At 66.6% G+C, this 22,626-nt stretch carries 17 protein-coding genes and 2 pseudogenes; 9 read left to right on the top strand and 10 right to left on the bottom strand.

Going from position 1 to position 22,626, the window contains the following annotated elements; translation table 11 throughout:
• Nucleotides 1-60 precede the first annotated feature (60 nt).
• Complete coding sequence (locus LBW94_RS39245; RefSeq protein ID WP_266273185.1) at nucleotides 61-327, bottom strand: hypothetical protein; 267 nt, start codon at nucleotides 325-327, stop codon at nucleotides 61-63.
• A gap of 47 nt (nucleotides 328-374) precedes the next feature.
• On the bottom strand, nucleotides 375-554 hold the full coding sequence (locus LBW94_RS39240; RefSeq protein WP_225062438.1) for a hypothetical protein: 180 nt from the start codon (nucleotides 552-554) through the stop codon (nucleotides 375-377).
• 231 nt (nucleotides 555-785) lie between these two features.
• On the opposite strand from LBW94_RS39240, the gene LBW94_RS39235 reads away from it, so the two are divergent.
• The 4 genes and pseudogenes from LBW94_RS39235 (at nucleotide 786) to LBW94_RS39220 (ending at nucleotide 5,014) form a co-directional block, all read left to right on the top strand.
• Complete coding sequence (locus tag LBW94_RS39235; protein WP_225062439.1) at nucleotides 786-1,037, top strand: hypothetical protein; 252 nt, start codon at nucleotides 786-788, stop codon at nucleotides 1,035-1,037.
• A 198-nt stretch (nucleotides 1,038-1,235) separates the two neighbouring features.
• Nucleotides 1,236-2,369 (top strand): annotated as a pseudogene (locus LBW94_RS39230) (IS701 family transposase); the annotation flags it as partial.
• Nucleotides 2,370-2,913: 544 nt separating this feature from the next.
• A complete protein-coding gene (locus LBW94_RS39225) occupies nucleotides 2,914-3,663 on the top strand; it encodes a response regulator transcription factor (protein ID WP_416277045.1) in 750 nt (249 codons plus the stop codon).
• A gap of 84 nt (nucleotides 3,664-3,747) precedes the next feature.
• Nucleotides 3,748-5,014, top strand: a pseudogene (locus LBW94_RS39220) (IS4 family transposase).
• 189 nt (nucleotides 5,015-5,203) lie between these two features.
• On the opposite strand, the gene LBW94_RS39215 reads toward LBW94_RS39220, so the two are convergent.
• The 4 genes from LBW94_RS39215 to LBW94_RS39200 form a co-directional block, all read right to left on the bottom strand.
• The gene (locus tag LBW94_RS39215) at nucleotides 5,204-6,235 is read right to left on the bottom strand and encodes a PucR family transcriptional regulator (RefSeq protein ID WP_225061095.1); all 1,032 of its coding nucleotides are present in this window, start codon (nucleotides 6,233-6,235) and stop codon (nucleotides 5,204-5,206) included.
• A 522-nt stretch (nucleotides 6,236-6,757) separates the two neighbouring features.
• The gene (locus LBW94_RS39210) at nucleotides 6,758-7,795 is read right to left on the bottom strand and encodes a SulP family inorganic anion transporter (RefSeq protein WP_225061098.1); all 1,038 of its coding nucleotides are present in this window, start codon (nucleotides 7,793-7,795) and stop codon (nucleotides 6,758-6,760) included.
• Between the two features lie 438 nt (nucleotides 7,796-8,233).
• Nucleotides 8,234-9,220, bottom strand: a complete 987-nt coding sequence (locus LBW94_RS39205; RefSeq protein WP_225061094.1) for a GAF domain-containing protein — start codon at nucleotides 9,218-9,220, stop codon at nucleotides 8,234-8,236.
• A gap of 88 nt (nucleotides 9,221-9,308) precedes the next feature.
• Entirely contained in the window at nucleotides 9,309-10,166 is an 858-nt protein-coding gene (locus tag LBW94_RS39200; protein ID WP_225061093.1) for a metal-dependent hydrolase, read from the bottom strand.
• 1,827 nt (nucleotides 10,167-11,993) lie between these two features.
• Between LBW94_RS39200 and LBW94_RS39195 the strand changes: the two genes are divergently transcribed.
• A complete protein-coding gene (locus LBW94_RS39195) occupies nucleotides 11,994-12,818 on the top strand; it encodes an SAM-dependent methyltransferase (protein ID WP_225061092.1) in 825 nt (274 codons plus the stop codon).
• 312 nt (nucleotides 12,819-13,130) lie between these two features.
• On the opposite strand, the gene LBW94_RS39190 is transcribed toward LBW94_RS39195, so the two are convergent.
• Nucleotides 13,131-13,541, bottom strand: a complete 411-nt coding sequence (locus tag LBW94_RS39190; protein ID WP_225061091.1) for a roadblock/LC7 domain-containing protein — start codon at nucleotides 13,539-13,541, stop codon at nucleotides 13,131-13,133.
• 1,326 nt (nucleotides 13,542-14,867) lie between these two features.
• Here LBW94_RS39190 and LBW94_RS39185 point away from each other — a divergent pair.
• Nucleotides 14,868-15,185, top strand: coding sequence for a PadR family transcriptional regulator (locus tag LBW94_RS39185; RefSeq protein WP_225061090.1), 318 nt, complete (start codon nucleotides 14,868-14,870; stop codon nucleotides 15,183-15,185).
• Nucleotides 15,186-15,678: 493 nt separating this feature from the next.
• Here the strand turns inward: LBW94_RS39185 and LBW94_RS39180 are convergent, their stop codons facing one another.
• Together LBW94_RS39180 and LBW94_RS39175 are read right to left on the bottom strand one after the other, a co-directional pair.
• Entirely contained in the window at nucleotides 15,679-15,840 is a 162-nt protein-coding gene (locus LBW94_RS39180) for a hypothetical protein (RefSeq protein WP_225061089.1), read from the bottom strand.
• A gap of 357 nt (nucleotides 15,841-16,197) precedes the next feature.
• Nucleotides 16,198-17,244, bottom strand: coding sequence for an alpha/beta hydrolase family esterase (locus tag LBW94_RS39175; protein WP_225061088.1), 1,047 nt, complete (start codon nucleotides 17,242-17,244; stop codon nucleotides 16,198-16,200).
• Between the two features lie 905 nt (nucleotides 17,245-18,149).
• On the opposite strand from LBW94_RS39175, the gene LBW94_RS39170 reads away from it, so the two are divergent.
• The 3 genes from LBW94_RS39170 to LBW94_RS44610 all read left to right on the top strand — a co-directional run bounded on the left by LBW94_RS39170 (nucleotide 18,150) and on the right by LBW94_RS44610 (nucleotide 20,106).
• A complete protein-coding gene (locus tag LBW94_RS39170) occupies nucleotides 18,150-18,689 on the top strand; it encodes a TetR/AcrR family transcriptional regulator (RefSeq protein ID WP_225061087.1) in 540 nt (179 codons plus the stop codon).
• Between the two features lie 86 nt (nucleotides 18,690-18,775).
• A complete protein-coding gene (locus LBW94_RS44615; protein WP_225061086.1) occupies nucleotides 18,776-19,516 on the top strand; it encodes a hypothetical protein in 741 nt (246 codons plus the stop codon).
• Nucleotides 19,513-20,106, top strand: coding sequence for a transposase (locus tag LBW94_RS44610; RefSeq protein WP_225061085.1), 594 nt, complete (start codon nucleotides 19,513-19,515; stop codon nucleotides 20,104-20,106). Before LBW94_RS44615 ends, LBW94_RS44610 begins: the two co-directional genes overlap by 4 nt.
• A 674-nt stretch (nucleotides 20,107-20,780) precedes the next feature.
• Here LBW94_RS44610 and LBW94_RS39160 read toward each other — a convergent pair.
• Nucleotides 20,781-22,442, bottom strand: a complete 1,662-nt coding sequence (locus LBW94_RS39160; protein WP_266273179.1) for an ISL3 family transposase — start codon at nucleotides 22,440-22,442, stop codon at nucleotides 20,781-20,783.
• Nucleotides 22,443-22,626: the final 184 nt, after the last annotated feature.

Here is a 22,626-nt window from a genome sequence, read left to right as displayed (position 1 = left end):
ATGCAGGTCAAGTTCATCTTGTCTGTCATCGCCGAGAGCGGGCACCGGGTCGGAGTCGGTTCAACAGCGATTGGCGGTCGAGACGCTCAGCGACGCCTGATGCCACCATCGCCCCCCGGGGGCCGGGATGCCGCGCAGTCGGGCGTCACCGTCGGGCCGGAGTGGCTCGCGGCGGATGTCGGCGGCGGCGGTGCGGACGAGCCGGAACACATGCGCGCGGGTCCAGTGCGGCCGCCCGGCGGGGGTCGGGACACGGTCAGCATTGAGCACCTCGGCGATGGCCGCGGCTGTGACCCCGGAGTCGTGGAGGTGGACCACACGGCGCAAGACATCGGAGGGGCACAGCATCGGCCGGCCTCGCCGCCGTGCGGCGGTCACTGGTCGTCTCGATGAGGGCTGCGGCGCAGCAGGTTCTGCAACGCGCCGAGCAGGGTCCGCAAGACCTGGTGAGCGCGGCGGGCGAACCCACGACCGCCCAGCAGAGCGATCAGGGTCGCCAGCGCGACCAGCACGGTGACGGAGATGATGGGCAGCCCGAGAACCCTGCGCCACACCGGGTGGCGGCACCACGCCGACCCCGGCCGGGTCGAGCATCTCCCTCCATACCCACCTACCTGGCTGCCAGCCTCGAGGGCATGTGGCCGACGGTCGAACGGCTGGCCTCGGGTGTCACTGGAATCCCGCCCGGCGCTCGAACTGATCGCCGCCGACGGCCTCGCTCCGCGCTGCTCTATGTCGACCCGCCTACCCCCGGCAGCACCCGGGACCGGAACTGCCGGCACGAGATGACCGGCGACGAGCAACATCGGGAGCTGGCGGCCGCGCTGCACGCCTGCCAGGCCACCGTGGTGCTGTCCGGCTACGCCAGCGACCTCTACGACCACGAGCTGTACCCGCACCGGCAACCGCTGCGAGACCGCGGCGTTCACCACCCAGGGCGGCAACCACCGGCCCGCGCCGAAGTCCTGTGGTCTCAACCACCCCCTCGGCGTCCCGGACGCCGGGACGCTGCCGCTGCCGCTGCCGGAGCTTCGTAACAGCGGCACCCCGGGCGAGACGGCTGGTTACGAAACTCGGTGCCAGGCACCGGGATGCGAGAAGTTCTGACCCGCCGCAGCACCGGCGCCCGAGCCGGTTCTGCTCGACCGCCTGCCGGATGCGCGCACCCCGCGCACCCACACCCTGACTAGCACGACAGTTGTATTTCGTTGTTTTGCAGTCGGACCGATGGTGGGATACCTTGTCGTCTCGTGCTGGGTGATGTTGCCGCAGAGGATGTTTCGGCGTGGCGAGTGAGTTTCGATGAGGTGTTCGCGCGGGTGGCGGGGGTGTTCTATCGGGCGGAGCCGCGGCGGTGGGCGCGGTCGTATCTGACGGGGTTGCTGGCGCCGGTGGAGCGGAAGAATACGTGGCAGTTGTCCGAGGCTGCGGGAGAGGAGGATCCGGGCCGGTTACAACATTTCTTGAATCGGTCGCGGTGGGACGCCGACGAGTTGCGCGATTGCCTGCGGGCGTACGTCGCCGAGGCGCTGGCCTGCCCTGATGGAGTCCTGGTTCCGGACGAGACCGGGTTCTTGAAGAAGGGGGTGAAGTCCGCGGGTGTGCAACGCCAGTACTCCGGGACGGCCGGGCGTGTGGAGAATTCTCAGCTCGGGGTGTTCCTCGCCTACGCCGGGCGCTCGGGCCGGGCGCTGATCGACCGAGAGCTCTACCTGCCCGAGTCGTGGATCGGTGACCGCGATCGCTGTATCGAAGCAGGCATACCCGAAACACGTTGCAGTACAGGTCTTCTGACGAAGCCCAGGCTCGCGGAGATGATGATCGCCCGGACCCTGGACGCCGGAGTGCCCGCAGGATGGGTGGCCGCGGACTCTGCCTACGGCCGCGACGGCCGGTTCCGGGCCTTCTGCGAGACCCGCCGCCTGTCCTACGTCCTCGAGGTGCCGGTCCGGCACACCGTGCCCGACCTCGACGGCCGCCGCCGCGTCGACACCCTCGTCGCCCGAGCACCCGCACAAGCCTGGCACCGCGTCTCGGCAGGACTCGGTGAACGCGGCGAACGCGAATACGACTGGGCCTGGGCCACCCTCCCCAATTTCGGTGACCTCCCCGCCGGATACACCAGAACCCTGCTGGCCCGCCGATCCCTCGACAACCCTGCCGATATCGCCTATTACCTGTGCTTCCACCCCGCCACCATCGAGCGGGAACAGGTCGTGGCCGTGGCCGGCGCCCGATGGGCGGTCGAAGAGTGCTTCCAGGCCGCCAAGGACCAGTGCGGCCTCGACCACTACCAAGTCCGCAAATGGCATCCCTGGTACCGGCACATCACCCTCGCCATGCTCGCCCACGCCTTCCTCGCCGTCACCGCCGCCACCGACCCAAAAGCCCACGCGGGCTGGGCCGAATCACAGTCGCCGACATCCGCCGTCTCCTGGCGATAGTGCTCCACCCCGCCCGCACCCTCACCCACGCACTCGCCACCTGCCACTGGCGCCGCCGCCACCAAGCACACGCCCGACAACTCCGCCACCAACAGAAACGATTACAAAACAACGAAATACAACTGTCGTGCTAGGGGCATTCGTTTCCGGAGCGTGTGATCACTGTCGCTGTTCGGAGGAGCGGGGTTGTCACCGGCCCCAAATTGGCTTCGAATGATTGCAATTCGGCTGATCGCAGCAATACAATGAGTCTACGCCTCGGCAGTCGATATGGGATCGGCCGAGGCGCTATCTATCATTCCCGGATGCATTGGGGCGTCGGGAGTTGTGTCATTATGCCCCCGGAGAAATAGTTCGTCCCGGCGGCGTCACTGTTTTTGTTTGCGCTCGTCGTGCCCGGCTGTGTCCATCTGCTGGGCGCGGTGAGCGGTATCGGAGTTGTTGAGTGGTGTTGCGGGAGGTGGGCCGCATGATCAGAGATCGTGTGTCGGCATCCGGAATGGTACGAGGTGCGGTCGGGGTGCCTGCTCCGATGGTTCTGATTGTCGACGATGAGTGTGATTTCGTCGAACTGCTCAGTACCGCCTTGCGATTTGCCGGATGGGAAGTGTGTTCTGCGGTGAACGGCACCTCTGCGCTCGCGGCGATATCGGCGTATTCGCCGGATGTGGTGGTACTCGATGTCACGCTGCCGGATATCGACGGCTACTCCGTCGCCCGGCGGTTTCGCGAGTCGGGTTATGACCAGCCGGTGCTGTTCCTGTCCGCGCGTGATGCGGTCGAGGACAGGCTGGCGGGTCTCGCAGCCGGCGGTGACGACTATGTCGGTAAGCCTTTCAGCCTGGAGGAGCTGATCGCCCGGCTGCATATGCTCCTGCGCCGGGCGCGTACGGCGTATACCGATGAGCCCGGTCGCCTGCGTTTCGCAGACCTGGTCCTGGACATCGATGCCCATACCGTGCACCGTACCGGGCATCAACTGTGGTTACCGGCAATCGAATTCGCGCTCCTGCGCTATCTCATGGTCAACGCGGGGAAAGTCGTCAGCAGGCGGCAGATCCTGGAACGCGTATGGGGAGATCCCGATGGCTGCCGGGGGCATGTGATCGATAACTCTGTCGGCCGGCTGCGGCGCAGGATCGACAAATACGGATCGCCATTGATACACACTGTGCGTGGTGTCGGCTATGTATTGCGCTCGCCCGGTGAAACCCGGTGACCCCCGGGTCAATGCCGTTAACTTTGGCTGTTTGCCCAGGTTGGCGATGGTAGCTGGGGGCTGGGTGGGTTGGTTGGTTGTGAGATGTGCTGTGTGGCAGTCGGTTTCGGGGTATGGTGCCGGTTCGTGGTGCAGGTGGAAGTGGCGGGCCGGTTGACCGATCGGGTCGGGCTGGGTGTGCTGACGCGGGTGGTGGGTCCGGATCTGGTCGATGAGGTGCTGGCCGGGACCGGGCGGGTGGAGAAGCGGCGGCGGTTGTTGCCGGCGCGGGTGGTGGTGTATTTCGTGCTGGCGTTGACGTTGTTCTTCGACGACGCCTACGAGGAGGTGATGCGGAAACTCGTTGACGGGCTGCGGTTTCTGCGGTCGTGGGACGACGGCTGGCAGGTGCCGACGTCGCCGGCGTTGTGCAAGGCCCGCGCCCGCCTCGGTGAGGAGCCGGTGCGGGAGCTGTATCGGCGGGTCGCGGTGCCTTTGGCCGGTGCTGGGACACCGGGTGCGTGGCTGGCGGGCCGGCGGGGTGATGGCTGTGGATGGTGTGCAGATGGACATCCCCGACACCCCGGGCAATGAGGAGGTGTTCGGGCGAGGGAAAACCCATCAGAGCCTGGAAGACCCGTATCCGAAGGTGAAGATCGTCGGCCTGGCCGAATGCGCGACCCACGCGATCGTCGACGCCGGGATCGGTGCGGTCTCCACCGACGAGCGGGAGATCACCCGCGGACTGCCGGCCTCGTTCGAACCGGGGATGCTGGTGATCGCCGATCGCGGATTCTACTCCCACGAGTTCTGGCGCGAGGCCGCCGAGACCGGTGCGGATCTGCTGTGGCGGGTGCAGTCGGGGCTGAAACTGCATGTCGTGCAGCAGCTTCCGGACGGCTCGTATCTGTCGCGGTTGATGACCGATGTCGAGCGGCAGCGGATCCGCCGCCACCGCGCCCGCAGCCTGGACACCGTGCCCGAGGGCGTCACCGTCCGGGTAGTCGAATACGAGGTCGCCAACCGTGACAGTGACCAACCGGGACCGATCCGGCTGATCACCACCGTGCTCGACCCCGTCGAGGTCACCGCGGGCGAGCTGGCCGCCGCCTACCACTGCCGGTGGGAGTTCGAAACCGGTCTCGCCGAGATCGAAACCCGCCAGCGCGGCAGCTACCGGCTGCTGCGCTCGCAAAGCCCGGCGATGGTGCGCCAGGAGATCTGGGGCCTGCTGACAACCCACTACGCCATCCGCGAACTCATGCATCACGCCGCCGACCTCGCCGGCGCCGACCCGTTACGGTTGTCGTTCATCCGCTCTCTCCGCGTTGTCCGGCGACATGTCACCGGGCAGGCGGGTTTTTCCCCCTGACCGGCTCACCGCCGGCCTCACCGCGGCTGCCGCCGAGATCCTCGAACGCCCCAACCCGCCCCGCCGACAGCGCAGCTACCCCCGCGTCCTCAAACGCGCCGGAAGACACAAATTCAAACGAAAAACCTTGAAGCACAAGAACATCAACCACAGCCAGCCACCAGAAATCCGGTTACACCAGCGCGTAAGTTAACGGCATTGACCCCCGGGTCGGGGTGGTGTATTGCGGTGACTCGGCAAATTCGAAGCCGGGCGGGGAGCGTGATGTTCGAAGGTGTCGCAGTGCGGTGACGAGCCGGACTGGAGCACTGCCCGCAATGGTGCAGAGTGCGGGGACAAGAGGTTGTTCCGATCTCTTGTGGTCGGCCGTGTGATATAGGCGATGAGTGCGGCATGGAGCTGCCAGCGGGCGGAATGTTCGGTGGGGTCGAGTCCGGTCAGTTCCCGTATCTGCCGTAGACGGTTCGCCAGCGTCATGGGGTGTATTCCCAGTAATTGCGCGGTGCGGATCTGCACACCACCGGTGCGAATGTGGTGGGCCACGACGGTCAGCAGGCCCGGATGGGTGTCGAGTGGATCGAGAATCGCGGCCAGCCGATCGCGGGCGGGTCCTGGACGGGTGATCTGGTACTCGAATGCGAGATCGGAGAAACGGTACAGTCCGGGTCCGCAGCCGAGTTGCTCGACGAGGTCGAGAAGTTGATGAGCGTGTTCGCGCGCGGATCGGAGTTCGGGGCGGCGAGCGTGCACAGTCGCCGCGGTCACGGCGAGTGACGCCTCGGTGCAACACACGCGCAGTACCTCGTCCAGTTCGCACGTTGTTCGCGTGGCGGGGATCAGCAATGTGCCGGTCGATTCGGCGACAATCGGCAGCACAGTGTCACGATGCGTTCGCAGTTGGCGCAGGAACCGCTGCATCGGTGATCCGGTCGCGACCGAGTCGCCCCCCGGCTCGACACGGAGGGCAACGATGTCGTAGGCGGCAGTCCCGGTGCCACGTGGCCGGGGTGCACTGTTGTCGAACAACGCGACAGCCCGCGCTCGTCCCGGCGCCGGTGGCGACGAGTAGTAGTCGAGCCGGGCCGGGTGATAGGCGCGCAGCACGGATCGGGACAGCCGCGGCGAGATGTCGAGGACCATGCGCAGTTGCCGGGGTAGGGCCGAGGTGGGCTGCTTGCCGAGGTGGTCGAGGGTCTCGCGCAGGGCTTCGTGTATCGCCATGTGCGCTTTCCGATAGGGCAGCCCTTCGGCGGACCATTGTTGTGCGGCATCGTGAACCCGATCGGCGCACCGGTCCGGTGCACTATCTCCGGCCGACGTGACGAATTCCCAGCACAACCGGGATACCTGCGCGCGAGCGCTCGAATACAACCTTCGGGTGAAAAGGCCATCCGCCATGCGGTGTGACGGGTGGCTCGCTGTTGCCGTGCGCATAGGAGGCTGTCCTGACAAGCGGTGGATCCGCGGGATCCGCGGAAAAAGTGATGCAGAAGACAGATCGACAACGGTGCGCTGTGGTCAGCGGTGAGGGTACTCGTCGACGAGTATTCGACGCTGTGGCACCTAACGCGCAGCCAGACGCCGATACGGGGTGAACTCCCATCGGCATGTCGTCACGCGGGCCTCAGCGGGCAGCGGGAGACGTCCGCGCCGCTAAGTAAGTGTATATTTACTAACACGGTTCGGTACTGTCAATCGGAAGATCGAATTGTGGCGCATAGCCGCCAAGGCGGGTGGAGGCCGTCATGGCGGGCCCGATCCACCACGACCGGAGGTCGGGCCCGCCCGGGGTGCGGGGATCGGAATGAGGATCCGCCGCGGGCAGGGGCGAGCCGGTCGTCTCCGGGAGCGACCGCTGCCGCAGATCCGTAGATTTGTTGCGGCACATAGGGTGCCGTTGATTCGCTCGTCGGTGGGGTACTTCCGTGGCGAGCCGGATCCGGTGGCGGGCATCGGTGATGGCGTCGGGTATCCGGTCGAACAGGTTCGCATTGCCGCCGGTCGGTAGGGCTGCGAGTGTGGCGAGGCGCCGCTGGTAGCCGGGTGGTGAGGTGTGGCATGCGCAGGACGACGACGTGGATGCCGGCCAGTTCGAGCAGGAACCGGTGGGTGGCGGCGAAGAACAGGGGGTCCGTCGAGGCGGTAGGTGACGATGCGCTGAGGCGGCAGGGCCTGTTCGTCGGCCGAGCGGGCACTGTCCTCGAAATATTCGGTGTCCCGCCTCGGTGGCGTCCGGTGTCGTCGAGAGGGGATGCGGTGCAGCCGTGCCTCGGTGGCGGGAGCGTGCAGCGCCAGCAGCACCCCGGCCAGCGCGGCGACAGGGATCCTCGCCACCAGTGGTGCAGCCAGGCAGATGATCGCGGCGAGGACTGCGACGTGGGTGAGGGTGGCCAGGCGGGTGCGGGCTCCGGAGCGTACGTCGACCGCGGTGCGGGCGATGGCGCCGGTGGCCGGTACCCGTCCGAACCGCGGTGCGGCGATGTTGGTCAGGCCCTGGCCGAGCAGTTCCCGGTTCGGGTCGTGGTGGCTGCCGATGGGCATGGCGGCGGTGGCCGACAACAGTGACTCCAGTGCGGCCGGTGCTGCGCCCGCCTGTGCGGGTGCGGCGCGGGAGCCCAACTGATCGGGGTGCAGGAAACTCGGTGCGGGTGCGGGCAATCCGGAGTGCAACGCCCCTTCGAGGGGCAGCCGCAGATGTGCCAGCTGTGTCACCGGCGTCGCGGTGGCCACGGTGAGCAGCGCGAACGCCAGCCGGGGCTCGAACCGGCCGCCAACGAGCATGGTCACCACCACCAGCTTCCCCTCCGGCTGGGCCCTGTGATGAACTGCCGGTCGGCTGTCGACGGTGTTCAGTGCATCGCGCACCTGCCGCGATGCGAAGGCCGGCAGGGCGGGCCTGCGGCCTGATCTACTATTTGCGCAATAGTTAAATACTGAAGACTGGGATGAGAATGCCCGCTCGGCGGTCCTGGATGCGATGTGGCGAGGCAGGGTCGGCCGGCTCGCGCCGCAGCCCGACTGCCTGCGGCCGCGGTCCCATGAGGATCCTGGGTGACCGATCTGTTCGATCCGTCCGCCGCCGTCCCGCGCGGCGATCGGGCAGGTGGTGGTGCTGGTGTTCGTACAGGCGGCCGCCGTGCTCGGGGCCGTGCATGCGGCCGGGTCGGCGATACTGTGGTTGCGGTCTGGACTTTCGTGCACTCGGTGCCGGTCGCCGGTTCACCGCTGTCCACCGGTGATGCGGATGACGTGCAGGCAGTCTCCGACACGACCGGGGTGACGCCGGATGGCGGCGGTGGCCCGATGCCATCGGTATCCGGTCGCCGCGTGTACGCGCACCGGTATGGTGGTCTCGGCGTCCGGGTCGCGCAGTGACCGGGCGGCCGCTTGCAGGGGTGCCCAGTCGTCGAGATGGAACAATTCGGGATCGCCAGGGGCGGTGTGCCCGATCCAGGCGGGTCTGCCGCCGATCCACCCTGCGATCACGGGGACACCGAAGGTCGAGGAGAAAGCCAGCAGGGCTGACGCGGTGAGTGTGCTCGGAGGAGGCGCAGGGTATCGCCAGGGCGGTGGTGTCGTGGCCGGTTCCGTGCGGCTGATGTCGATGACCAGACCGCGGACATCCCCGGGGTGTTCGCCCGTTCGTCTCTTCGCGACGATGTGCCAGTTCATCAGACTGCCGCGGTCGTGCAGAACCGTGGCGGTCCCGGCGAATTCGTCGGGACCGTGGCAATCGGTAGCCAGTTTCGCCAGATCGGCGGCGTTGTCGAATTGCACTATTCGGCGCAGACAGTCCTCCGGCGACAACATACTTCGACGAGCTTCGGTGGTCTCGGATGCCATCGACCAGGCTTCGGCCGACAGTACGATCAGTCGAATGTCGGAGGCCCAGTCGATTCCGGCCACCGCGCACGGTGGAGCCGGTGGTTCGTTCGGATCGCCGAGCCAGAACTGGATGCCGTACACGTCCTCCTCGGGGCCGATGACCGGTATGCCTTCGAGGTATCGGGGCCCGTAGTGCCCGGTGACGAGCTCACTGACGGTCGCGCCGTGCTGCCGGATCCGGTCGAGGTAGCCGGCCGGGTCGACGCCTTCGTAGCGGTCCAGTGTCGTGGCCGGCACCCGGGAGCGGCGGTGGTCGCCGACGGACACGATGGTTGCCGGTGTGCTCCCGCCGGCGAGATCTTCGATGATGTACCACGGCACGGGTGGCTCCGTCCGGTCACTCGATACTGTGAGATAGCCTGCGGGACAGGTGTTTTCTACCGACCCCCGGCCGCCCTGCCGGGCCCGTTCACTGCCAGCGGCCGGACAGATATGCGTGGGCTGGTTCCGCTGAACTCTCCTGGTCGGGGTGGAAGCCTGGTCGCAGGTAGTGTCCGATCGCAGTGCCGATCAGCCGCCAGCTCGGCAGCAGCCCATTCCGGATCGCTCGATTGTGTTCGGACAGCTTGTATTTCCCGCCGGGTCGCTGAGGGTCCGTGGCCATGAGGTAGGCGGCGCCCCAGAACCAGAACCACAGCAGCAGTGCCGTGGCGACGGCGAAGCCGGCGAGGCGGCGGGCGTAGCGCACCGGGCCGCGGCCGCCGAGGTACGCGAAGACGTCGTAGGCGACCGCGCGATGTTCGACTTCCTCGGCGCCGTGCCAGCGCAGCAGCTCGAGCATGGTGGGGTCGGCCCCGGCGTGTTCGAAGGTGTCCGCGCGCAGGATCCAGTCACCGAGCACTGCCGTGTAGTGCTCGATCGCGGCGATGACGGCCAGCCGGGTTCGCAGCCACTCCGAGCGCGGCACCGCGGCAGGGCTCCGACGCCCCAGCCGACCGGCGAACACTCTGTCCAGTCGTTCGGCGAACGGCCGGGCGTCGAGCCCGGCTCGTGCCAGATGGTCCACCACGCCCGCGTGCTGGACACTGTGTGTTGCCTCCTGTCCCATGAACCCTTTCATCCGTGTCCGCAGTCCCTCGTCGCGCACCAGTGGCAGTGCTTCGCGGAACACGTCGATGAACCACCGCTCGCCCGAGGGCAGCAGCAGATGCAGGGCGTTGGTGACGTGCGCCGCGGTCGGCTCACCAGGAATCCAGGACGTCGGCGTCTGCTGCCAGTCGAAGCAGACGCGCCGGGGCCCGATCGGGCGCGGAGCGGAGGGGTGCATGACATTCCCATCTGGGAGCACGAATCAATTCGTATTCAAGGACAGTGGCAGTAGTCGAGTCGGCCGAACGTGTCGCACCCAGGCCCTGGACCGGGGACGTCGGCAGCCCCGGCGGTCCCACCCGGCGGTCGGTGCCTGCGAGCGCGGGAAGGGTGAGCAACGGAGCCATCGGTAGGCCGGATGAGACTGGTAGCGCTGAATTCGACGGTGCGAGTCGCCGACAGCGATGGTTCCGGTACGGCACGACGAGACTGCTCGGCCGGTTGCCAGCTGTGACGGCCCTCACCGGTCAGCGGCAGATTCCGACGTCAATAAGTAAGTGAACAGTCACTGTGCCCAGTATGCTCGTCGCTGTCAAGGACAAGTGCGGGAACACCACGCCGCCCGTGGCAACGGCAGCCGCTGAGGTGCGGCGACGGGTGTGTTCGGGGGCCCGCCGCCGTGGCGTGTTCCCGCCATGGGTGGTTGTGCTCGGCATCGCCGGTCCTGTCACGGTGAGTCGCCGCCGGGAAGCGCTGTGGTGTGGCGGGTCGGTGCCGACCCGCGGCTGAGGCAACTAACGACGGTCAACCCGTGGCCGTAACCGGGGGATGCGTATGGGAAACGAACCGTAGCAACGTTGCTCGCCGTCGATCCGGATGCCGGACGCGGTCGGCAGTCTTCGGTGAGGGCACCCGCGATGCACGATGTGCCTGCGACGAGATCCGCGACGACACCGCGCACGCCTGACCGCCGGCCTATTTCAGAGGACGGCAGCCCTCCAAAAAGGCGACTCTATTGCCTTCGGGGCAAACGGGCCGCGTGATCTGCGGACGTCGGCGGCCGTGTCGTTTCGCAGCGTGGACACCGGGGCACGGCGGCACGAACACCGACTGGCTGGAATCGGACAATAAGTTCCTCCTTTTCTGGATCTGATGATGAAATAGCTTCGCATCTGGCAAGAATCGAGAGTTGAGTGACCTCTTCTAGGTTGGTCGAGGCCCGGGCTCTTCTGGAGAGGGAAGGAGGATACATCGTCCCGGTGGCAGCGGGCGGCACCGGTATTCCCTCCGGCGCCGTGAGGCGCCGCTGACTCGGGACGGAAAATACTGTCACTGATTTGCTCGGCAGCTGCGTTCCGTTGACGCCGGAAACCGCAGCGCAAGGCACGGCGCGGTCACCAGCCGGTACATCACGCAATCCGGTACGGCTGCGCCGTGCAGATCGCGGCGTCGCGAAACCCTCAGTCGCGGTGCCGTCCCGGAGTGGAAGTAACGCCCCCGCTCCGCTCATCACACCGGTCCCCGGTGACAGCAGTGTGAGGCCCTGTCACCGGGGTCGGTGCGTGCCGTATTACCTGTCCCCGCGTGCTTCGCCCGTCATCTGGAGGTTATTCGTGTCCGCATTCACTCGCCGAGGCTTTCTCGCTGCCGCCGCCGGCACCGCAACCGGTGCCGCACTCACCTGGGGGAGCACGGGAAATGCATTCGGCAGCAACGGTATCGCCGCACGCATACGACCAATCCGTTACACATATGTCTGAACCACACGCGGCTTGTATCCTGCTCGGTCGTCTTCACGTTCGACTCCAGAAGAGACAGCAACACGTGCACTCGGCCGAAACTGCACGAACCGCGTGACCAGGGCGTGCACGGTCCGCTGCACGAGTACGGGCCGACCCGCACTGCCGTCCCACACGATGGTCGGGTCACCGGTCCCGACGGCCCATGGTGTTCAGCCACCCTCGGTCCGGTAACGAGGAATGCCATGTGCGTAACGCGGTCCGCGCGAAAATGATTCAGTGGGATCGGAGTCAGATGCCCGTGTGGAAGGAAGGAGGGGCGAATCGTGGATGACGGTGCATTCTATGCACGCGACGTCGACCCGTATACACCGTCGGCAGCGCGCATTTACCATTTTCTACTGACCGGTGAAGGGCTCTACGGCATCGACAGGGTCTACGGTGAAGCGCTGGCCCGGATCGCGCCTGATGGCGACAAACTCGCACACTACAACAGGAGTTTCCTACGCCGCGCCGTCACGTTCATGGCCGAGCGGGGAATCCGTCAGTTCCTCGACGTCGGAGCAGGACTCCCGACAGTCGGCACCGTGCACGAGGTCGCCCGTACGATCATCCCCGATACGCGTGTGGTGTATGTCGATCGCGACCTCGATCCGGTAACTCGGTATCATGAACTGCTCACCGGGCAAGGCGTGCTGGACACCACCGCTGTCATCGAAGCCGATCTCCGCGATCCCGCCGCGATCCTGGACCACCCCGATACCGTCCGGTTGATCGACGCGGGCCAGCCGGTAGGCCTGCTGATCGTCTGGGTCTGGCATTTCATCGCCGATACCGAACAGCCCCACAGGATCATGGCAGTGCTGCGAGACCGGATGCCGGCAGGCAGCTACGTGGCTATGAGCCACGTGTCTCTCAGCGACGTCGACGAGAGCACGGCCCGCCGCGGCGTCGAGTACACCCACGAATACAACTGGATGGTCTCCGATCACGCGACGTTGCGCAGCAGACATGATTTCACCGCCTTTTTCGACGGCTGGGAATTGGTGGAGCCGGGAATCGTGCAGGCCTGTGATTGGCGCCCGACCGGACCGGTCCTCGAAAGCTATGCCCGCCGCGGCTGCTTCGTCGGCGTCGCACGCAAGCCCTGACCCAATTCGGCCTTCAGAGGTCGCCTCCGATCGAATCGGCAGCAGCACAGTGCCGGTGCCGTACGCCCAGCCACCCGTAGGCGCGGTCGGCGCCACGGCACGCAAGACGGGTCTGCCCAGGCAACAGCGACGCGACCTTTTTGACCATAATCTGCATACCTCGCCGACCTCGGTAGACGATTCCTCCGCCGGAACAGCGCCTATTCGGGATTGCGCACCGGCACCCGGATCCTCGGGCTTCCCCGCCCAATGAACTGACCGTGCGATCGCAGGTAGCCGGCAACCTCACCGACCCGGTCAGGAACGTGCCGGTTACGGTATGCGCGCCGCCCAGCCCGGACGGGGCAGGCCGGCGAGTTGGTGGCCCAGTTGTGCCGCCGCTCGGTTCATCCGGTGTGCGACGATGTGCACCTCCGCGTCCCGGATGGTGGACACTCCCAGCACCGCGCCGTTGCCGACCGTGGTGACGAAGACCATTCCGCCGTCGTACTCGATCATGTTCTGTCGCGCGGTGCCGGTGGCAGGACCGGAGCATTCGCCCAGCGCCCGGCCCAGCGCCCGCAGCCCGGACGCGGCGGCAGCGAAACGTTCCGCGTTGACGACGCTGATCTTTCCGGCATGTGCGATACGAAGCCCGTCGCCGGAGAGCAGAACCGCAAATCGGGTATCGGGCGTGAGGAGCCCGGCGAGTACCCATCCCAGTTCGTGGAGCTCGGCAGTCATCGAATCGGATGTGCTCATGACGAAATCGCCCTTTCGGTCTGATCGAATGCGCAGCGACACCCACCGATGACATCCGGAAGGTGCCCACGGACGGCGCCATCGATCGGTTCGCCTGCGGACCTCCGGAACCCGGTTCGGGAGAGTTGTATCTGTCACACGGCGGCCGGAGTTCGCACTTTCCATTCCAACACGCACAGTGTCCCGCCGGTAACTCGCTGTCCGTTTCCTGCCGACTGATGCCGTTTCGGCAGGCCGCCGACACTCCGTGTCGATTTTCCGGTGAGAAGTACTCTTGCCGGCCCGCGTGACCGCCATCGACTTTCGGGCGAGTGGGATTGTCATCTGTCCCAAACATGCCTCGAGTGGTTACACCCCGCCATAGGGGCCCTTCATCCGGCCTGTGGATCGGTATTCGAGGAGGATCGGCCGGCTCCGCATTGTCTCCCGCCCGCCGCGGTCGCCCCGAAATCGGCGAATCCGGGTATCGCCGGTGGTTCCGTGCGGCGAACGTGACGGTGCCGGGGTGGAATCGGCGGTCGCAGTGGCACGCTGAGGTGAGAAGCCGCTCTGGTAGGGCGCGTTCGATCGCGCATACCGCCGAGGTGGGCCGACATCGGGAGCGTACCGCCCGGACCGCGAGAGCGCGCCTGCATAAGCCCCGGATGCCCGGACCGCCTGTCCGCGACTTCGCCGATTAAATAAGAGGACCGTCACCCTTTAAAAGGATTGCCATCACGTCGCCGATAGGTTGATGTACATCGGGAGATGAATACCACTCGCAGAAATCGGACAATGGGCTCCACCGGAACTCGCATTGGTGATGAAATTACGTCGACATGTCCGAAGCCCGGCGGACTGTTACCTCTTCTCCGTCGATCGAGGTGCAGACGAGTCGTGGAGAGAAAGGAGGACCGATCGCACCGCGAGGTGGGCGGTGTGGGTCACTGCCGGGACCGGAGGAAAACCATGTCACCGATTTACGCACTCCTTCGACAAAAGAACGTGCTGTTGGGTTGCGTTCGGCGCATAGAGAAGGCCGAACGGCATCCTCGTCACCCCCTGGACGACGAATGCCGCCGTGATCGTGGTTCGGGCACGGACCAGAATTCGAGTGCCGTGAGACCTCCGGAAAGCCGCGCGGCGCCGACCGGGTATGCGATCTGCCACGGTAGCTGCGGTGTGCTCGGCGGGGCGCATTTCCGAAACACCCGCGCGAAGTGCACTGCCCGATGCCGTTGCGGTCACCGAAGGCGGTCTCGGCAATCGGAACGAACACTCGTGGGACGGTCCGAGCCCGACCGACGACCAAGTCAGCGATAGGACGCGATGAAGAAGACGTACGCCATGGTCCAGGTGGCCGTGGCACTACTGGACGACCCTACCGGGAAACACTGGGGCTACCAGCTGTCCAAGAAGTCGGGGGTGGTGTCGGGTGTACTGCATCCGATCCTCGCCCGCATGCGGGCCCGTGGGTGGCTCGACGACGGGTGGGAAGACGCCGGGGACATTCGGAGCAAGCGACCGCCCCGCCGCTACTACGTGATCACCGCCGCTGGCCTGCGAGAGCTCGACGTGATCCGACGGCAGGCGCAGACCGAGCCCCGGTTCGCGGACATCTTCACTACCACGGTGGAATTCGCATGATCGCGACCGCTTCGGCGCCGAACGCGACGTCCTCGCCACCGGAACTCGGACGGCACGCCTGTGCGGGTATCGCGCGGCGCGCGGCTCCCGGCGGACCCGAGGCCGCCGGGAGCCGTCGTTCGTACCGGTACCGCCGCCGGACCCGCTTCACGGCGGCTCCACCGGCGGTAGGCAGACAGTGGTGTCGCCTGAGTCGGCCGGATGCGTTGCCCTGGTAGGCAACATCGGGGCCCACCCGCCGCCGATACCGGCGCGCGAATTCCGCTGCCGGATCGTGAGTGACCACGCCCCGGTACTGAACCCGGTTGTCTGGGCCATATTTCGGCGCGACAGTCGCACAGGCGTTCCAGCTCGAGTGAGCGTGATACCGGCGGGCCGGGTGACCGCTACTGCGCTCGTCGACCGCTGCGCGCCCGCTGGTTGTCGCGAGCCGTGTCGTACGGGCGACGAGTGCGGCGCGCAGCGGCCGGAAGGTTCGTTGATTCGAGCCCGATCAGCGCTCGTATCCGTCGTAACGGCTCACCAGCGTCATCGGGTGTATCCCGAGCAGTAGTGCGGTACGCACCTGGACACCGTCGGTGCGGATGGCAGGCCGCCACGGTGAGCAGGCCGGGATGGTCGTCGAGCGGATCGAGAATCGCGGCCAGCCGGTCACGGGCCGGGCCTGTTCGGGTGATCTGGTATTCGACCGCGCGGTCGGACAAGCGATACAGGCAGGGCGTCCTGCATCGCCAGCTGTGCTTTCCGGTACGGCAGACCTCCGGCGGACCATTGTTACGCGGTGCGGTACGCCTGGTCGACACACCGGTCCGCCGGTGCACCCTCGTCGGCGGATGCGACGTATTCCCACCACAGGCGATACACCTGTGTACGTCGGTCGGCACGTACGCGACGCTGTCTCACGGGTACGCCGGGGGCAACGTCACGCGCACGCAGGGCCGCGCTCGGGCAGCGTGGCCAGTCGAGCAGATTCTCCGCCGGGGTCCGAATGGGTCGGCGGGGAAGGCCCGGATCACGGCAGTGAGTGAGCCCGGAAGAAGTCCCAGGCGATCGCGGTGGCATCGATGGAGTGTGTGGTCGCGCCGGTGTATTGCTCCGGATACCACATGGAGGTGGTGCCCGGCCAGCTGTGCCCGCCGCCGGTGACCGAGTACAGCGCCACTGTGCCGGCGGAGGGGCAGCGGTAGTCGGTCACGGTGACGTCGGCCGCGATCTGCCGGATGTCCGGCTGGGGGTCGCATCCGTCGCGGCGGGCCCAGGCGCCGGCGTTGGCCGGGACACTCTGAGGACCTGGGCCGTCGAGCGGGACACCGTCGGCCGAACCGGTCGGCGGTGGGAGAAGTGTGCCGTTGGCGGCCCAGCCGCCGGTGTAGGCGACGATCGGGTCGGCTGTGCCGTGGAACGCGACCACGGGGACCGGGCGGCTGGGATGGCACCAGTCGAAATCCTGTAGGCCCGCCACCATACCGACGGCGGCTATCCGGTCGGCGAGCTGGCAGGCCAGCGACGAGGTGGTGAACGCCCCCATCGACATTCCGACGACGTATACCCGGCGCAGATCGGTGCACAGCGTCGACTGCACATGTGTCAGCAACTCGGCGATATAACTGACATCGGTGCTGTGCTGCGCGAAATCCCACCGTGGCAGACCGGGCTCATCGAGTTGTGGGGTGATCGTCACGAACCCGTGGTCGGCGCCGAAACGGCCGAAGCCGGAGATGTCGTGCGCTATCTCGGCCGTTTCCATGTATCCGTGCAGATCGACCACGACAGGAGCCGGCCGGTCGAGGTCCGGCACATCCTGGATATAGGTTCCCGATTTCCCGGCCGCAGTGAACTGCTCGGTGGTCTGACCGGGCCCGGTGGCAGCGGCAGCGCACCCCGCAGACGCCGCCGGGGCAGGCTCTCCGGCGCCCGCGGGGCCCGCCATCGCCGCCGTCGCCAGCGAGATCACCGCTGCCGCGATCGTGGCGGCTTGCCGCAGGCGCCAGTCGGCGAGCGATGTGCGGGGCGTGCGCCAGGATCCGGAGTTCTGTGAGCAGACAGCGACATCGGGCATGAAATTTCCTCTGCAGAATCGTGCGGAACGGTCTGGATCATCGCTTCCACCCGGGACCGGCGCGACAGGATCGACGCGCGCGCAGTGATGGGGTCAACCGCGACGCAGCGCACCGCCGATCGCCATCGCGGGCATAGGAGCGCGACAGTCCGCGAGTGTCGGGCCTCGCCGACGGGCACCCATGTGGCCGGTCGCGATGCGTTGTGTCACGACAAACGCACCGGAATGCCCACGGAGGACCTGTCATCAGCAACACTGCGGACATTCCTTCCCAACGCGGGTGGCCGCGCCACCACCTCACCGGCCGGAACCGGCTACCAGCGGCGAGTACCGACACTCGCGGCAATCGAGAATCTAATAGTCGGATTGACATCTGTCAATTAGTCTACTGGTGTCTACCATCGGAGGATGGTCCGGCACCCGTCCGTCCAACGGGCCGCGGCACATGGCATCTACAGACCGATGGAAACTCCCAGGGGCCCGGTCAGCTGCATGTAGCACCGCACGGCGAGTGCCGATCAGGACTAAACCGGACAGTGTTGTACGGTGCCGTCACCGTGACGTGACGGGTGGAGGCCCGCAGCAGATCGTCAGGCGCCCGGGGCTCCGGCCGGTATTTGCGATCGAGGCCAGCCCGCCACCGGCATTCGATCGTCGACGCCGCTTTCGATCTCGCGCCGGCGTTGCACGGCGGGGATCCGCATCCCCGCACGGCGCCGGCTCGATCGGGCGCCTGCGGTAACTGCGTCATCGAGCTTTCGTCGGGGTGTGGCGGCGCCGCGCGGCAGGGCAGATCGCCGCGGCGTCCATGTCTGGTCTTGACGGTTGTTACTTATATGTCTGATGCCTAGCATCGAGTCGTGCGCCTGGACTCCGAACCGAAACCAGTTGGTCAGGATCGGCGTGTGCGCAGGTCGCGGGCGGCGTTGTTCGCGGCCGCGGTACGCGTGGTATCGGAGCGGGGCACGACCGCGGTGCCGGTGACCGATGTCGCCGATGCGGCAGACATGAGCCGGCAGGCGCTGTATCTGCATTTCCAGGACCGGGAATCGTTGTTCGTTGCTGCCGCGATCGATCTGATCGAGCGCGAGTTGTTCCCGCAGCTGGCCCGCGGCGGCGATGCAGAGGGCCGGGAGCTGACCCTGCTCGCCGCACAGCACCTGGCTCGATACCGGGCGTTCTATCGGGCTCTTTTCAGTGGGCCGTGCGCGTATCCGCTGAAACAGGCAGTGATCGGGCTGGTGCGTGCGGCGCGCGCACTCGACGGGCGTGTGTGGGGGGGTGTGGATCTGAACAATCCCGACGCGATCACGACCTTCCTCGTCGGTGGCGTGTTCGCGGTGTTCGGTCAGTGGCTGGTCGACAGCGACGGCCCCGCCGACCCGCAGCAGGTGACCGAACAGCTGCTAGCAGTGGCCGCGACACTGCGGATGCCCCCGGGATAACCCGCATGTTTCCGGTGTGCCCGGACTGCGAATGAGCAGCCCGGCGATGCGGAGGATTCGAAAGAACCTGTGCAACAGGATGCCACGTGCCGACCGCGGTACACGACCTGACCCGGCTTGAGCTGATCACCGAGGCCGTCCGCGCCGCACTCGAAGAACTTGCCCGCTGTGCCCCGCACGTCCTGACCGAGGTGATCGACCAGGAGCGGGGGCGCCGTTACGGCCGCCCGGTGCGCCTGGGCAAGAACCCGACCCGCCCCGAGACCAGGATCCTCACCGCCGGGGAAGACGCCTGGCGACTGCTCGAGCATCTGCGGCAGCGCGAGCCGCACTACCTGTCCGGCCCCCGGGTACAGGCTCTGCGGCAGATCGTCGCGCAGAACTGCTACTGCGACGACAAGGGCCGCCTGCGCTGGCGCACCGACGCCGATGGCGGTCTGCCGCCGTCGGCGGTGACGGATCGTTTCTCCCTACGACGTCCAGGCCCGCTACGCGCGCCGGGGACAAGTCACCAGGCAGAAGGGTTTCCTGGTCCATTTGACCGAGACCGCGCACCCGAGGGCACCAACGTGATCACCACCCGGCCACCACCAACGATGCCCAGGCCCTCACCGGAATCCACACCCGCCTGCAGCGTCGCACGCTGCTTCCCGCCGAGCACCTGGTCGACGGCGGCTGTACCTCCCTGCTCCACGTCGCGCAGGCAGCCCGCGAACACCAGGTCACCGTCAGCGGGCCGCTGCCGGGCAACCCCACCCGCCAGCACCGCGAGAACGAAGGCTTCGGCCGCGACGACTTTCGCCTCGACTTCGACCGCCGGCAGGTGACCTGCCCGCAGTGCCAGGTCAGCAACAGATGGCACGGCCCCTACCCGACGTCGTCACCGACCGCGGCCCCGCTGATCGTGGCACGGTTCACCAAAGCCCAGTGCCGGCCGTGCCCGGTCCGCAGCAAGTGCACCACCTCCCGCGAGGGCGCCCGCAACGTGGGATTTTCTCCGCGAGAGCTCCTCGACCTGCAAGTTCAGGCCCGAACCGAGCAGCAGAGCCTCTCCTGGCAGCACAGGTATGCAGTGCGTTCGGGGATCGAGGGCACCGTCTGCGAATTCGCGCACGGGCACGGCATGCGGCAATGCCGCTACCGCGGCCAAGCCAAGGCCCACGTCCAGCACCTATTCATCGCCATCGCCGTGAACGTCGAACGACTCAGCGCCGGAGGGCTGCCAGACGAGCCATCCCCAGCCCGGCCACCAACGGCCTTCCAAAACCACCTGGACCACAACGGAATTCCCCGGCTACGGTCCTGGTGGGTACTGTTACCAGACAGCGTGACACTGGTGCGGTGGGCCATCGAAGCGATCTCGGTCGCTGGGATCAGCGAACACAGGTCGACCGATCCGGCAGAGTCGGCGGGGTAACCGATGCGTGACAGGTGACGGGGCCTGGACAGCCGACACGGCGGCATCGACACCCTTGCGGGCGTAGCGGCATGCGGTCGTGTCGTCTCCTCCCCGAGACGGCACCGCCGATGAATCCCGGTCCGCCGCCAGTTCGGGCGGCCAGTGGCGGGAACACCGATCCCGTTCTGCAATGCCACAGCCCGGTCGTGCCCGGACCAGGTGACGCCGCCTGGCGTGTGATCGGGTTGCCGTGGTGGAGAAGTCACCGTGGCCCCTGGAATGTGCGCCTCGCCTGCTCCAGATTTATCCGCCGGGTACGAGATACGCATCTGCTGCACGGTGCGCCGGCTGATGCCCGCGCCACCATCACCACACCGATCGTTGACGGGTCGGACACTTGATCTGGTTCTCGCCCGTCGGCCCAGCCGGATCCACACATCAGCGCGGACGGCGGTAAAGCTCCTCATCTTGTGCATCACGTTGAACAGGTATGAATCCGCTGAGGTGGATGGAATCCACTGGCAGGAGTTGTGCGAAAGCGATCGCGCGGTTCGTACCCCACGACACCTTCATCACGCACCACTGCACACGAAACCGCCTGCCGCCCAACACTGCTCGCTCAGCACGACTGTCGGGCTCGGGTCCGGGCATGTCGGCTGCCAGGTGGAAGGGTTCTGACGCAGGTACCGTGATCAGTCCGCGGGTCGCCGGATCTCTGTTTTCGAGCCGGATTCGTTGTGGCTGAGTAGTATTCGCTTCCGGAGCAGGTCCAGGTTCGATCTGCCGAAGCATTGCCTCTCGAGGGCCTTGACCTTGTTCACAGTGCCTTCGGTCGGCCCGTTACTCCAGTTCAGGGTGAGTCCTGCTGTGACAGCGGCGAAGTCATGCTCGAGGCCGGTGGCGAACGCGTGCAATGCAGGCAGGTTATCGGCCCGGACGTTGTCGATCCATTCCGGGAGGCGATCCCCGCGGCGGTCGCGCATGAGGACCGCGAACGCGCCGACGTGACGGCGGGCGGCGGCAAGTTCGGGACAGCACGTCAGAATCGTGGTGAGCTGGCGTGTTTCGGCGTCGGGCAGGTTGTCCGGGTGGCGGGTGATCCAGCTGGTCACCGCCCTGATATTCGCTTTCGGTGGCGTGATCACTGCTGGTCGCGCGGATGGCTTGCTGGCCTGGTAGGGCCGCGGGAAACGGTAGACGTTGTTGGGGCTGCCGCGGTAGCCGAGTTCGCGCAGTTCGGTGATCAGGGCGGCGACATTGGTGTGTCCGGCGTTCCAGCGGGTGAGCAGATGCGGCGTGAACTCGTCGATCATCGTGGCGCGAGACGTCGCGGCGGCGATGACGTCGTCCGGATCGGCGGCGAGAGCGAACCGGCGCGCGGTCTTGCGATCGATATCGAGTTCTCTGGCGATGGTGCGCAAGCCCTTACCCTCGGCGCGTAGCCGTTGCACCGCCTCGTACCGTTCGACCGCGCGTGCACGCAATCCCGCGTATCCACCACCGCGATAACCTTCGGGCAGTGGTGTCGTGTCATCGACGGTCTCGTCTGCGACCGCTTCGGGAGCGCGGCGGCCGGTGTCGCCGAGATCAGCTCTGGCCGTTGATGATTGCGTGAGACATCGACGATGGGCAACCACTGTCTTCTCCACGGCCTGGCACAAGTTCTGCCACAGGTGCCACCTGTCCGCGCATTGGGTGGCCTGAGGTGCGCCGCGGCGCGCGGCCTCGCTGTAGGCGCTGGCCCGGTCCCGGGTGATGATCTCGATTTCCGGGTGCTGCGACAACCACGCCGCCAGCGGGTCGGCCTCGCGTCCGTCTAGAACGTCGATGGGGCGGTGGGTGGCCATGTCCAGCAAGATGGTGGCGTACCTGCGGGAACGTTTGACGGCGAAGTCGTCGACTCCGAGCGCGGTGATCGCACCGACCGGCGGATCGGGCAGTGCACGGATCAGCCGCAGCAGCGTATCCCGGCTGGCCGGCAATCCCAGCTGGGCGGCCATCCGGGCACCGGCTCGTCCCGCCAGCGCTATCGCGATCCTGGTGAGCATCGCGGTCAGCTGATCGGTACGGCGTGACCGTTTCACCGTGAGCCCGTCAACTTGTTCGGCGAAAGTCTTTGCCCGGCAGCCGGTATTCACGCAGAAGAACCGGCGCACCACCAACCGCAGTACCAACTTCCGCCCGGCGACAGCAGCGTCGGCGAGCTGGCGGCGATACCGGGAATGCACACGACCGGAGAGGGTTCCGCATCCGACGCAGTGGGCCGTCGAGGTGGCAACGACTGCATCTACAACTACGGTATCGGCCTCGGCTCGAACACCCTGAACCAGAAGATCGTTCACGTGCGGCAACAAGATTCGAACAAGATCAACGCACGCCTGTTACCTTCACCCATGCCGAGCCGGATCCTGCGGTGACACGCCGACCGGCAAGATCACGTTATCTGCGTCAGAACCCTTCACCCTGGCAGGCGACACCGGGCACGGTGGCAGTGAGACGGATTCAAAGCGCTCGACGTGCCGATATCGGGTGTCGCGA

The sequence above is a fragment of the Nocardia sp. alder85J genome, from assembly GCF_020176955.2.
In the GTDB taxonomy this organism is placed as follows: Bacteria; Actinomycetota; Actinomycetes; order Mycobacteriales; family Mycobacteriaceae; genus Nocardia.
Note: the sequence above shows the minus strand (reverse complement) of the source record. Positions and strands in the feature narration are given on the sequence as shown.